The organism is Mesohalobacter halotolerans, from assembly GCF_006120725.1.
GTDB lineage: Bacteria > Bacteroidota > Bacteroidia > Flavobacteriales > Flavobacteriaceae > Psychroflexus > Psychroflexus halotolerans.
In genome coordinates, this window is sequence record NZ_SWMU01000003.1 from 123,726 (window position 1) to 136,359 (window position 12,634).

Below are 12,634 nucleotides of genomic sequence, written 5' to 3' on the forward strand. Positions count from 1 at the left end.
TCTAATCTTTTAATCGGTCGTAAAGCATTTCAAGGGCCTTATTGACAGCTTTTTGGGTAACACGTTCGCGATGATTGCCAAAATTAAATTTTTTAACAGTAACCTCAGACAGATGAGCCAAAGCTATAAAAACCGTTCCAATTTCAGCATCACTATCGCCTTTAGTTGGTCCAGCATTTCCAGTTGTTGCAACAGCAATGTCACTTTTAAATAAATTTTGTACGCTCAAAGCCATTTCCTTTGTAATCTCTGCACTTACCACAGAATGAGCTTGAATAAAGTCTTTTGAGATATTCAAAACATCGTGTTTTGCTGAAGTGGCATAACTTACTATGCTGCCTTTAAAATATGCTGAAGCACCAGGAATTTCAGTAAATTTTGCTGCCAATCGACCACCTGTGCAACTTTCTGCTGTGGCTAGAGTGAGGTGTTTATCAGTCAAACTTTTGGCAATATTCTCTTCTATGGTGTTTTCATCTTCGTAACCTTTAATGATATCTCCTATAAGTTCGTGCAATTTTTTAATTTCCTTATTGATGCTGCTTTGCAATACTTCTTCATCATCACCACGAGCCGTAAGCCTAAGCCGTACACGCCCTAAACTTGGTAAATAGGCAAGCTTGATAAATTTTGGGAGATTGTTATGCCAAGCCTCAATTTTATCGGCTATTGCACTTTCGCCAAGGCCGTAAGTTAAAACAGTTTTGTGTAAAATAAATGGACGATTAAATCGGTCTTTAAGCCTTGGAATAACCTCTTTTCTTACTAATCCTTTCATCTCAAAGGGCACACCCGGTAAAGCTATATAAACTTTACCTTCTTTTTCAAACCACATCCCTGGCGCTGTACCGTATTGATTATTCAGCGCAATACATTTTGAAGGTAAATAAGCCTGTGATCGATTGGCTTCTAAAATAGGGTGATTTACATATTTTTCAAAAATATCTTCTACATGCTGCAGTGTATTTTGGTCCAGAACCAACTCGTCATTAAAAAAACGACACATTGTATGTTTTGTTAAATCATCTTTTGTAGGTCCTAAACCGCCAGTGGTTATGATGACATCTACCCTATTTTCAGCATCTTTTAAAGCCTTTAGAATGGTGTCTTGTTCATCTTTAATTGAAGTAATCTGTAAGATATCAATACCGATTTTATTGAGCTGTTGACCCAAAAAAGCAGAATTGGTATCTACAATTTGACCAATCAATATCTCGTCACCTATTGTTATGATTTCAGCGTTCATTTACTTTACATTAACTTTAAAAATCTCGTGGTCTTCTATTTTACCTATTAATACATCGTTTTCTTTTATTTTTCCAACACCCGATGGCGTTCCAGTAAAAATGATATCACCAATTTTTAAAGTAAAAAATTGAGAGACGTAAGCGATGAGTTCGTCAATTGTCCAAAGCATCAATTTGGTATTACCATTTTGAACTATATCATTATTTTTAAGTAATGAAAAGTTTAGATTGGATAAGTCAAAATCTGTTTTATCAAACCAACGTCGTCCAATAAGTGTTGCACCATCAAAGCCTTTTGCCTTTTCCCAAGGTAAGCCTTTTGCTTTGAGTTTTGATTGCAAATCTCGCGCTGTAAAATCAATACCTAAACCAATCTTTTGATAATATTTATGGGCAAAATGAGGCTGAATATATTTCCCCAGCTTATTTATTTTAACCAAAAGTTCAACTTCATGATGTACTTCACTTGAAAATTCAGGAATTACAAACGGATGTGATTTGGGGAGTACCGAGGAGTCTGGTTTTATAAAAACAACAGGGTTGTCTGGTTTTTTATTTTTTAATTCACTGATATGCTCGGTATAATTACGACCGATACAAATTATTTTCATAAACAAACTCATTAAAATTGTTACAAATGTAAACTATGCACCAGTGACTTTGACTTAAAATTAAGCTAAATCATAATTTGGGTTAAAAATCTTGTTTCAACTTTATAAATTATTACTTTTGTGCAATTCAAAATTATATAATTTTAGATTATGAATCTTCACGAATATCAAGGTAAAGAAATACTTAGCAGTTTTGGTGTTAATATCCAGCGTGGCATTGTAGCCACTACAGCCGATGAGGCAGTTGAAGCGGCTAAAAAACTCACAGAAGAAACTGGTACAGGTTGGCACGTCATCAAAGCTCAGGTACATGCCGGTGGCCGAGGAAAAGGTGGTGGTGTGAAGTTGGCCAAAAACCTCAAGGAAGTCAAAGAAATTGCCGATAATATCATTGGCATGAATTTAGTTACTCCACAAACCACAAAGGAAGGTAAAAAAGTAAACCAAGTCTTAATTACCGAAGATGTGTATTATCCTGGAGATAATGAGCCAGACGAATACTACATGTCAGTCTTACTCGATCGTGCTCAGGGTAAAAATATGATTATGTATTCCCCAGAAGGTGGCATGGATATAGAAACGGTAGCTGAAAAAACTCCAGACAAAATATTTACTGAAGTCATAGATCCCGCAACGGGAATTTTGCCATTTCAAGCTCGTAAAATAGCCTTTAATCTTGGCTTATCCGGAAAGGCCTTTAAAGAAATGTGCAAGTTTGTCACAAGCCTTTACAAAGCATACGAGGGTTCGGATTCTTCATTGTTTGAGATTAATCCAGTCTTAAAAACAAGTGATGATAAAATCATGGCAGTCGATTCTAAAGTGACTTTAGACGACAGTGCTTTGTTTAGACATAAAGATTACGAAGCTATGCGAGATATTAGAGAGGAAGACGCTGCAGAAGTTGAAGCTAAAAAAGCGGGGTTAAGCTATGTTAATCTCGATGGTAATGTAGGCTGTATGGTTAATGGAGCTGGTCTAGCTATGGCTACTATGGATTTGATCAAACAAGCAGGTGGTGAGCCTGCAAACTTTCTTGATGTCGGAGGAACTGCAGATGCAAAACGCGTTGAAGAAGCCTTTAGACTCATCCTTAAAGATGAAAAAGTCGAAGCTATTTTAATTAATATTTTTGGTGGCATTGTCCGTTGTGATCGTGTTGCTGAAGGTGTTGTTGAAGCTTACAAAAATCTCGGAGATCAAATTAAAGTGCCAATTATCGTTAGACTTCAAGGGACAAATGCAGATTTAGCTAAAGAAATTATTGACAATTCTGGCTTAAATGTTGAAAGCGCTGTATTGTTTAAAGAAGCAGCAGACAAAGTTCACGAGGTATTAAGTTAATTTGCAAAACGACATTAAAATAAATAAAAAAGCCATCTCTGGAGATGGCTTTTTTAGTAAGATTATAAAACTTATTCTTCTTCACCTAAAAGTGCAAAAAACTTATCTAGGTTAGGCATAATTACGATTTGGGTTCTTCGATTTTTGGCCATATTTTCTTTTGTATCGTTAGGAGCGACAGGGTCATAACTTGATCTACCAGCAACAATAAGTTGATCTGGTGAAACACCAAATTTATCCTGTAAACGTCTCACGATTGCTGCACTCCTTCTGGCGCTCAAGTCCCAGTTGTCAATGATATAACTGTCTTTTTTCATGGTTCGGCTATCGGTATGCCCTTCTACCATAACCTCAAGTGAAGGTTCAGATTTGGCAACTTCAGCAATTTTAGCCAAAATATCGTCTGCATCGCTACCTACTCTATAACTACTGTCTTTAAATAGCAGATTATCATCAATATTAATTTTGACATAAGTTTCTGCTATGCTCATATTTAGATTTTCTTCTGAGTTGCTCATATTTTTTGATACATTATGAGCTATGGCAATATTCAAAGAATCTTTTTAGGTAGTCGCACCTGCAAGTTTGGATTCTGGTAGTCCAGCCAGAGTTTTGCGCATCGCTTGCTTATTTTTTTCTGAGAGTACGATATTGTCATCAGATACATTGACCATCATACCTTCTTTTTCTTGATTTAAAGAAGCTATTTTGTTGTTGTATCTTTGCACTCGCATTTGGATCTCTTCCATTTTGATTGGAGATTATCACGTTACATGCGTGTCGCTTGAAGTTCTGACCTCGTATTCTCGTAGTTATTTTCTAGCTCTACATATTTCTTTTTAGAGATGCAACTCATTAAAATTGTGAGAACTAATCCGGATAATGCAATTTTGTTTTTCATAATTAGGGTTTTGGATTAAACTTTAACAAGTGTATATGTTATTATATCATAAATAAAATTTTAAATAATAGATTTTCTAAATTCTTAATAAAATGTGTGTTGATATCTCTTAATTCTTATAATAATCAATCAACTTTGAAGTAGACAAATCATGGGTAATAATTTCCTTTTCTTTAAAATCCTTAAGCACATTTTTTGCAAGTTGTTTTCCTAGCTCGACACCCCATTGGTCGTAACTAAAAATATTCCATATTACACCTTGCACAAAAATTTTATGTTCGTACATAGCAATAAGCATTCCTAAACTTTTAGGTGTAAGCTTATCAAATATTATGGTATTTGTAGGACGATTCCCTGAAAACACTTTAAAAGGAGTCAAAGTTTGTATTTGCTCTGAATTAAGACCTTGGTTTTTCAGTTCATCTTTTACGACAGCTTCACTTTTTCCATTCATTAAAGCTTCAGTCTGCGCAAAGAAATTAGCCATTAAAATATCATGGTGGTCTTGATATTGGTTAAGAGGTTTCTTAAATCCAATAAAATCTGCAGGTATCAATTTTGTACCTTGATGCATCAACTGAAAAAAGGCATGTTGGGCGTTTGTACCAGGTTCTCCCCAGACTATAGTTCCAGTTTGATAATCTACAGGTTGTCCATTTCTATCTATCCCCTTGCCATTGCTTTCCATGCTGGCTTGCTGAAGATAAGGCGCCAATTTTTCTAAATATTGTGTGTATGGAATAATAGCTTCACTTTCAGCATTATAAAAGTTGTTATACCACACGCCTAATAAAGCTAAAATAACCGGAATATTGTTGCTAAGGTCTTCGCTCTGAAAATGCTCATCCATTTGCTGTGCACCGTGTAATAATTCTTCAAAAGGTTTAAACCCAACTGCACAGGCTATTGATAGACCTGCCGCACTCCACAGTGAAAATCGACCGCCGACCCAGTCCCACATCGGAAAAATATTATCTGAAGAAATACCAAATTCATTGGCCTTTACGATGTTAGCAGAAACGGCAACAAAGTGATGTTGTATTTGATTTTTTGTAGTATGTTTTAAGAACCAACTTCTTACTGTACTGGCATTAGTCAAAGTCTCCTGAGTTGTAAAAGATTTAGAAACCACGATACACAGTGTCGTTTCGGGATTAAGGTTCTTTAGAGTTTCGGCGACATGATCCCCATCGACGTTTGAAATGAAATGTGTTTTAAGATGATTATGGTAAAAAGATAATGCTTCAACTATCATCTGCGGCCCTAGATCTGACCCGCCAATACCTATATTTACAACGTCTGTGATGGGTTTACCTGAAAATCCTTTCCATTGTCCGTTTTCTACTTTTTGAACAAATTCAGACATTCTGACTTTGGTGTCTTCTACCAATTTATTTAGAGGTTCTTCATCAATTTTTACTTCATCTTTTGTTCTCAAGGCCGTATGTAAAACTGGGCGGTTTTCGGTTTGATTTATTGGTTCACCAGAGTATTGCGCTTTTATCGCTGATTTTAAATTTACCTCATCTGCAAGCTCAACAAGGGCATCAAAAGCCTTTTGAGATAATCTATTTTTAGAAAAGTCAAAATGCAAATCTTCAAATTGAACATAAAAATTATCGGTCCTGTGTTTATCATTTTGAAAGTGCTGAAGAATGCTTTGTTGGTTTTCTGCTTGATAAATCTCTGTGAGTTTTTGCCAAGCTTTTGTTTGGGTCGGGTTTATGTTGGATAAAGGCATTATTTAGATTTAGGCTTCTTTAAGTTGAGGAATTACATTTTTTTGATAGTGATTTATCAAACCATCGATAGGTCTTCTGATAATATTACCAATATTTAAATGGTAACGCTTAGCAACGTCTCGAATAATATCTTCAGAAAAGAAAGCAATAGAACCAATAAAATGAATAGGCACATTTTGAGCGTTTTTATAACACATAACGCGACGTTCTATAAATTTTTCCATGCCTTCGTAAATAAGCTTGTAGAAATAGCCATTCCTTTCTTCTGATGTGAAGATAAATTCCGCAAACGACGCTAAGTAGGTGTTGGGATTATCTTTTTTGTAAACGTTGTACTTTATGGTATCAGCATCTAAGTCGTAGCGTTTAGCAAATTCACGACTCATATCTTCACCCATAAATTTATAGTAATAATCTCTGATTAGGCGCTTACCAAAATAATTCCCACTAGCTTCATCCATTAGGACATAACCTAACGATTCGACTTCCATATGTATTTTTTTGCCATCAAAAAAACAAGAATTCGAGCCAGTTCCTAGAATACAGACTATACCCGGTTCGTTTGTTGCGGCATATGCTGCAGCAACCATATCTTCATCCACATTAATTTCGGCATGTGGGATAAACTCTTGTAAAATTTCTTCTAGATTTTGTCGTGGTGTTTGTGTTCCACATCCTGCGCCGTAAAAATCTACGCGCGTAATATCTTTTTTAATTTTGGCTAAATCTTCGTTTTCTTCTAAGCGCTCTTTTAATACATGAGGTTTAAAGACAGCGGGATTTAGACCTTTGGTTCTGGTTTTTAAAACTTGTTGTCCTTTATCATCTAATAAAAGCCAATCACATTTTGTGGAACCACCATCAGCAATGATTATCATAGTTGGTTTATTTAAATAAATAAGGCTTGTGGGGTTTCACAAGCCTTAAATTATGGTTTTTTAAACTTTAGCTACATGAGCAGCTAGGTCAATCATTTTCTCTGAAAAACCCCACTCATTATCATACCAAGCAATTAACTTAAAGAAATTATCATTTAAAGCAATTCCTGCATTGGCATCAAAATTTGATGTTGCAGCCTCTGATACAAAATCTTGAGAAACAACTTCGTCCTCAGTGTAAGCAAGTACACCCTTTAATTCGCCTTCTGAAGCTTTTCTCATGGCTTTTTTGATATCTTCATAAGATGCTGATTTTTCTGTTTTAACGGTTAAATCAACTACTGATACATCTGCAGTTGGCACCCTAAATGCCATTCCTGTTAATTTACCAGCAAGAGAAGGAATCACTTTGGTTACTGCGACTGCAGCTCCTGTACTTGTTGGGATAATATTATTCATCGCACTGCGACCTAATCTATAGTTCTTTTTTGAAGGAGAGTCAACTGTAAATTGCGTTGAGGTCGCTGCGTGTACTGTAGTCATTAAGCCTTCAACTATACCAAAATTATCATCGACAACTTTAGCTAATGGTGCGAGACAATTTGTTGTACATGACGCATTTGAAACTACTTTGTCTTCAGGTTTAACATCCTTATGGTTTACGCCCATCACAAACATTGGTGCTGTTTTTGACGGTGCTGAAATGACTACTTTTTTAGCGCCAGCTTCAAGGTGTGCAGAAGCATTGTCTTTTTCTTTAAAAATACCTGTACAATCTGCAACAACTTCAACGCCTACTTCGTCCCATTTGAGGTCTGCTGGATTTTTTTCTGCAGTGACTCTTATTGTTTTTCCATCCACAACCAGATGACCGTCTTTAACTTCAACTGACTTGTTGTATTTTCCATGAACTGAGTCATATTTCAACATATAAGCCAGATGTTCTACGTCTAGTAAGTCGTTAATAGCAACGACTTCAACATCATCTCTTTGCTGTGAGATTCTGAAAGCAATTCTTCCTATTCTTCCAAATCCGTTAATTCCAATCTTTGTTTTCATTATTTTTATTTTAAATTAAATTATTATTAAGTCGAAACTATATCTGCGACCCGCATCAAGTCAAAATCTAAAGTTTTTTTGATATTGATTGCTGTTTCGAAAGGTACATATACAATTTTCTTATTTTGAATACCAACCATAATATTACTTTCTCCTTCAAGTAATGCATCAACTGCACCTACTCCAAGTCGACTTGCTAGTACTCGATCGTAACAACTGGGCGACCCGCCACGTTGAATATGTCCTAAAACCGTAACTTTTATTTCGTATTCAGGTAAGTCTTTTTCAATATCTGAAGCTAATTTAGTAATGTTTTTTCCAATCTGGTCACCTTCTGCAACGACTACTATACTTGATGTTTTTCCAGATTTTCTGCTTTTGTGTAAAGAATCTAATAAGCGGTCTATACCGAGATCTTCTTCGGGAATTAAAATTTCTTCAGCGCCGGCACCAATACCGCTATTTAGAGCAATATCTCCAGCATCTCTTCCCATAACCTCTACCAAAAATAAACGGTCATGTGAACTCGCTGTATCTCTAATTTTATCAATTGCATCCACTACTGTATTTAGGGCTGTATCGTAACCTAAAGTGTAATCTGTGCCATTAATATCATTGTCTATGGTCCCTGGAATACCTATCACTGGTATATCAAATTCTTGACTAAAAATATCAGCACCCGTAAAAGAGCCATCACCGCCTATGACAACTAAAGCATCAATGTTTCGAGCTTTCAAATTATCGAAAGCCATCTGTCTTCCTTCTTTAGTTCTGAAGTCTTTTGAACGAGCTGATTTTAAAAATGTACCACCGCGATTAATGATATTTCTGACGCTTCGCGGGCCGAGTTTTTCAAAATCATTTTCGATAAGACCTTGATATCCTCTATAAATTCCGAAACAATCTAAATTGTTGTAAGCAGCGTTTCTGACCACAGCTCTAATGGCAGCATTCATACCAGGTGAATCACCACCTGAAGTTAAAACTGCAATGGTTTTAAGCTTATTTTTCATACGTCAAAAATATTAGATTTTTCAGAGTTACACAAATATCATTTTGAACTATAAAACGTTTTCGTTAATAATTATTTAAAGATAACAAGAAAAAATGACGATTATCATAGTCTCAGGTTTAATACCCTTTAAAAGTTATAAAATATTTAAAACTTAAAGCCTATTTAAAGACAAGCAAATAATTTTATAATTATTCACTTTCTAATAGTATAATACCTTTATGAGGTGTAACCTTTACTTTCCCATCTTTTACTTTAAGTCTTTGCCCTGAATAATAATCGTAGATGTTATTTACCTCACCGAAAAAATCTTTTATATCAATTTCAATCTCTTGACTTTCCAGGTCTAAACCAATTACAACTTTATCATCGATGTCTTTTAGACTAAGTTGTCTTGAAAACACTAAGGGGTTTTCCGATAGGAGTTGATGCTTTCCGGCACCAACAGATGGATGCTTTTGTCTAAATTGCCCTAACCTTTGATAATGTTCTAACGTATTTTGAATACTATCTGTCGATTTAAGGTCTTCCCAATTCATAAATGACCGCAAATTTGCATCTCCTACAGCATTTTCAACTTCGAGTGGACGTTCTGTCTCGTCGCCATAATATATTTGTGATTGGCCTGGTGATAACAAAAGTAAAGTAGCTGCGTCAAATGAATTTTCACGTTTGGCATCAAAAGGATTACCATCATCATGTGATGTGAGATAATTTAAAGTCCCAAAAGTTTTGAGCTCTTGACTTAATATTGAATCATATTTATGAAAAAGTTTTGGTTTGTCAATATTTTTGGCATTCCATTTAAACTCAAAATTGATTAAACTTTGAAAACTCGGTGGATCAAAATAATTGACCTTTTTATCTCCAAAATCAAATGTTTGTCCAGTTGAGATACCGTAATTATAGACTTCCCCTACTAGAAAAAAATCATTATCATCAATTATCTTATCAGGATGATTGATTTTAAATTGCTCAAAAGCATAATCACATTCTTTTCTAAATTCTTGCCATACGTATGCTTCCGTGTGTTTTACAGTATCTGCCCTATAACCGTCTATTCCAAATTCTTTTATATAATCTGTTAACCACTTTATGATATAAAAACGAGGAGCTCGTGGATAACCTGTGCGGTCAAAAAATGCATCCAATTCAGCCATTTCTTTATCGTATCTTCCTTCGGCTTTCCATTTTTTTACCAGTTGAGGTGGTAAGTCTACATCGTTATCAGACTCTGTTCTAATATCTGGTAAATTTTCTACAAGTGTACATCTGACTGTGTTTTCATAATTGTCGTAAGTACACTGATTGCCTGTTCTTACCCATTGTTTTGGCCAAACCGGGTCTTTGTCAGTTACAGGACCTGTATGATTAATCACTGCATCAAGTATAATACGAATACCCCGTTTATGGGCTTCATCTACCAGTTCCTGAAGATCATCTGAAGTTCCAAAATTAGGATCAATTGCGGTCCAGTCTTTTGTCCAGTATCCATGATAAGCATAAGTTAAGCCGGTACCTTCATCGGTTGCACCGTGTATTTGTTCGACAATTGGTGTCATCCAAATCGCATTGATGCCTAAATCTGTAAAATAACCGTCTTTGATTTTTTGAGTAACCCCTTTGAGGTCGCCACCTTCAAAGCCTCTTAGTTTTGCTGTTTCTCTGGTTCTTTCAAAGTTTATATCATTTGAAGGGTCGCCGTTATTAAAACGGTCAGTTAATAAAAAATAAATATTGGCTCCCTGCCAAACGAAGGGCTTTTCAGGCTCGTCTGGGATTATTTCATTTTGATTTGTATTCTGTTTACAGCTAAAAAGTATAACAGCCAGAATAATTACAGATATATTTTTCATCTTCAGATAATTTATGATTCTATTTAAATAGGTTGCAAAGCTTTAAACTTTTCCACAGAGAATTAGTTGATTTAGATATTAGATTTAAATTCAGCGTTACTGAATTTTTAATATAAAAGATTCTAGAGGTTGAATATCAATTTTCACGATTGCTTTACTGTTTTTTACTTTTAGAGTTGAAGTATAATTATTATAAAGTTGATCTTTAACTTGATACTCACCAGTCTTCAATTCTAATTTTGACACTAGATCCTCAGGTAGCTGTAATTTAAAACGATATGCGTTATCGGGGCTAAAATTGGATACAATTATGAGTTGTTCACCTGCACTACATCTGACATAAGATAAAATTTTATCATTATAAACCTCTGAATTCTGCTGATTATAAAGATGAATATCCTGATATTCACCCATTAAAGCTGGACTCTTTATTGTAAAATTGAGTAAACGTTTATAAAAATCTCTGAGGTTCTTTTCATCTTCAGTCAATTGACCACCATCAAACTGTTTGTCATTGACCCATCGCACATAACTCGGCACCGACCCATAATCAAAAATTGATGTACGGGTTGGGTCGCCAAAGCCTAAATCTTCTTTAGCAGGTTCGCCTAACTCCTGACCAAAATACACCATGGTTGGTGATGATGTAGAAGTTGCAGATACTACCATTGCCGGTTTTCCTTTGAGAGCGTTACCAGCAAAACCTGTGCTGGCGATACGCTGTTCGTCGTGATTTTCCAAAAAGTGAAGCATATGGTGTTCTATATCCTTAAGCTCATCAAAAATCGGTGGAATATTATCAGTGCTACCACGTCCTTGCATGACGCGTTTCAAGGAATCGTAAAGCTGAACTTTATCGTATAAATAATCCATCTTGGCTTTTTTGATATAATCTCTATATAAATTTGGTTGATAAACTTCAGCTAGCAAAAAGGCATCTGGATTTTTCATTTTAATAGCAGAATTCATATAGCTCCAAAATTCTACAGGTACCATTTCTGCCATATCAAAACGGAAACCATCAACACCTTTATCAATCCAATACAAAGCGATATCTTTAAATTTGGTCCATGAATCAGGAACGCTTTTATCTTTCCAAAATTTATAATGTGTCTTGTAATCTTTGTTTTCAAAACCCTCTGGTAATTTACTAAAATCTTTTCCCCCATTTGGTCTTACACCATAATTGACCTTTACTGTTTCGTACCAGTCATTCATATCTGGTTGGGAGGCACGAGAACCATTTCCTGTCCATTTTGCTGGATATTCTTTAAATTTGCCATCTGCTAAAGGATGATTTTCCCCGCCTAAAGGTTGGTAAGCATTTTTCCATTCTGGTACTTTGAAAGATTCTCCTGGATTATAATAAAAGTTGTTATTACGGCTGTATTGTACATTTACACTATCTGCTATACCAAAGTCTTCTACACCTTCAGGAGCAGATAAACTTTTGTAATGACGTGCAACATGGTTTGGGACAATATCAATTAAAAGTTTAAGTCCAGCCTTATGTGTTCTTTCAATTAAGGCTTCAAATTCCTGTAAACGCTTTTCCGGATTCTCAGCCAAATCAGGATTGACATTGTAATAATCTTTTACGGCATAAGGAGATCCTGCCCGACCTTTAACTACATCGGGATCATCATTGGAAATGCCATATTTGGTATAATCTGTTATGACAGCATGATGAGGAACACCTGTATACCAAATGTGTGTAATACCTAAAGCTTTGATTTCGGATAGTGCCTTATCCGTGAAATAATTGAATTTTCCAACTCCATTCTCTTCAAGAGTGCCCCAAGGTTTATTTGTAGTATTGGTATTACCAAACAGTCTGGTAAACACTTGGTAAACTACTTTTTTGCGTTCAAGGGTATCTACTTGTTTCGCTTTTAGCTTTTGAGTAGAGTCTTTTGAATCCGGTTTACAGCCTAATAAAAGAACAGCTGTAATGATAATTAAACTTAGTTGTTTTGTATTCATA

Annotated in this window: 12 protein-coding genes; 1 reads left to right on the forward strand and 11 read right to left on the reverse strand. The window is 35.4% G+C overall.

Annotation, left to right across the window (positions count from 1 at the left end):
• Position 1: 1 nt before the first annotated feature.
• Both FCN74_RS07775 and FCN74_RS07780 read right to left on the reverse strand, forming a co-directional pair.
• Positions 2 to 1,246 carry a competence/damage-inducible protein A gene (locus FCN74_RS07775; RefSeq protein WP_138932036.1) on the reverse strand — a complete coding sequence of 415 codons (1,245 nt, stop codon included), beginning with the start codon at positions 1,244 to 1,246 and terminating at the stop codon, positions 2 to 4.
• Positions 1,247 to 1,858, reverse strand: a complete 612-nt coding sequence (locus FCN74_RS07780; protein WP_138932037.1) for a fumarylacetoacetate hydrolase family protein — start codon at positions 1,856 to 1,858, stop codon at positions 1,247 to 1,249.
• 150 nt (positions 1,859 to 2,008) lie between these two features.
• On the opposite strand from FCN74_RS07780, the gene sucC reads away from it, so the two are divergent.
• Positions 2,009 to 3,202 (forward strand): ADP-forming succinate--CoA ligase subunit beta, encoded by a 1,194-nt coding sequence (gene sucC / locus FCN74_RS07785; protein ID WP_138932038.1) that lies wholly within the window; start codon positions 2,009 to 2,011, stop codon positions 3,200 to 3,202.
• A gap of 71 nt (positions 3,203 to 3,273) precedes the next feature.
• Here the strand turns inward: sucC and FCN74_RS12350 are convergent, their stop codons facing one another.
• The 9 genes from FCN74_RS12350 to FCN74_RS07820 form a co-directional block, all read right to left on the reverse strand.
• The gene (locus FCN74_RS12350) at positions 3,274 to 3,720 is read right to left on the reverse strand and encodes an OmpA/MotB family protein (RefSeq protein ID WP_317128777.1); all 447 of its coding nucleotides are present in this window, start codon (positions 3,718 to 3,720) and stop codon (positions 3,274 to 3,276) included.
• Positions 3,721 to 3,765: 45 nt separating this feature from the next.
• A complete protein-coding gene (locus FCN74_RS12355; protein WP_317128778.1) occupies positions 3,766 to 3,951 on the reverse strand; it encodes a hypothetical protein in 186 nt (61 codons plus the stop codon).
• Between the two features lie 20 nt (positions 3,952 to 3,971).
• Complete coding sequence (locus FCN74_RS12360; protein WP_317128779.1) at positions 3,972 to 4,103, reverse strand: hypothetical protein; 132 nt, start codon at positions 4,101 to 4,103, stop codon at positions 3,972 to 3,974.
• Between the two features lie 109 nt (positions 4,104 to 4,212).
• On the reverse strand, positions 4,213 to 5,844 hold the full coding sequence (pgi, locus tag FCN74_RS07795; RefSeq protein ID WP_138932039.1) for a glucose-6-phosphate isomerase: 1,632 nt from the start codon (positions 5,842 to 5,844) through the stop codon (positions 4,213 to 4,215).
• Positions 5,845 to 5,853: 9 nt separating this feature from the next.
• The gene (locus FCN74_RS07800; RefSeq protein WP_138932040.1) at positions 5,854 to 6,723 is read right to left on the reverse strand and encodes a BadF/BadG/BcrA/BcrD ATPase family protein; all 870 of its coding nucleotides are present in this window, start codon (positions 6,721 to 6,723) and stop codon (positions 5,854 to 5,856) included.
• Between the two features lie 60 nt (positions 6,724 to 6,783).
• A complete protein-coding gene (gene gap / locus FCN74_RS07805) occupies positions 6,784 to 7,782 on the reverse strand; it encodes a type I glyceraldehyde-3-phosphate dehydrogenase (RefSeq protein WP_138932041.1) in 999 nt (332 codons plus the stop codon).
• Between the two features lie 26 nt (positions 7,783 to 7,808).
• Positions 7,809 to 8,795, reverse strand: coding sequence for a 6-phosphofructokinase (pfkA, locus tag FCN74_RS07810; protein ID WP_138932042.1), 987 nt, complete (start codon positions 8,793 to 8,795; stop codon positions 7,809 to 7,811).
• Positions 8,796 to 8,985: 190 nt separating this feature from the next.
• Positions 8,986 to 10,650 carry an alpha-amylase family glycosyl hydrolase gene (locus tag FCN74_RS07815; protein WP_138932043.1) on the reverse strand — a complete coding sequence of 555 codons (1,665 nt, stop codon included), beginning with the start codon at positions 10,648 to 10,650 and terminating at the stop codon, positions 8,986 to 8,988.
• 96 nt (positions 10,651 to 10,746) lie between these two features.
• On the reverse strand, positions 10,747 to 12,633 hold the full coding sequence (locus FCN74_RS07820; protein ID WP_138932044.1) for an alpha-amylase family glycosyl hydrolase: 1,887 nt from the start codon (positions 12,631 to 12,633) through the stop codon (positions 10,747 to 10,749).
• Position 12,634: the final 1 nt, after the last annotated feature.

Coding starts and splice junctions, on each gene's coding strand:
- pfkA (WP_138932042.1), bottom strand. CDS start 8,795: ATGAAAAATAAGCTTAAAACCATTGCAGTTTTAACTTCAGGTGGTGAT.
- FCN74_RS07815 (WP_138932043.1), bottom strand. CDS start 10,650: ATGAAAAATATATCTGTAATTATTCTGGCTGTTATACTTTTTAGCTGT.
- FCN74_RS12350 (WP_317128777.1), bottom strand. CDS start 3,720: ATGAGCAACTCAGAAGAAAATCTAAATATGAGCATAGCAGAAACTTAT.
- sucC (WP_138932038.1), top strand. CDS start 2,009: ATGAATCTTCACGAATATCAAGGTAAAGAAATACTTAGCAGTTTTGGT.
- FCN74_RS07800 (WP_138932040.1), bottom strand. CDS start 6,723: ATGATAATCATTGCTGATGGTGGTTCCACAAAATGTGATTGGCTTTTA.
- gap (WP_138932041.1), bottom strand. CDS start 7,782: ATGAAAACAAAGATTGGAATTAACGGATTTGGAAGAATAGGAAGAATT.
- pgi (WP_138932039.1), bottom strand. CDS start 5,844: ATGCCTTTATCCAACATAAACCCGACCCAAACAAAAGCTTGGCAAAAA.
- FCN74_RS07775 (WP_138932036.1), bottom strand. CDS start 1,246: ATGAACGCTGAAATCATAACAATAGGTGACGAGATATTGATTGGTCAA.
- FCN74_RS07820 (WP_138932044.1), bottom strand. CDS start 12,633: ATGAATACAAAACAACTAAGTTTAATTATCATTACAGCTGTTCTTTTA.
- FCN74_RS07780 (WP_138932037.1), bottom strand. CDS start 1,858: ATGAAAATAATTTGTATCGGTCGTAATTATACCGAGCATATCAGTGAA.
- FCN74_RS12360 (WP_317128779.1), bottom strand. CDS start 4,103: ATGAAAAACAAAATTGCATTATCCGGATTAGTTCTCACAATTTTAATG.
- FCN74_RS12355 (WP_317128778.1), bottom strand. CDS start 3,951: ATGGAAGAGATCCAAATGCGAGTGCAAAGATACAACAACAAAATAGCT.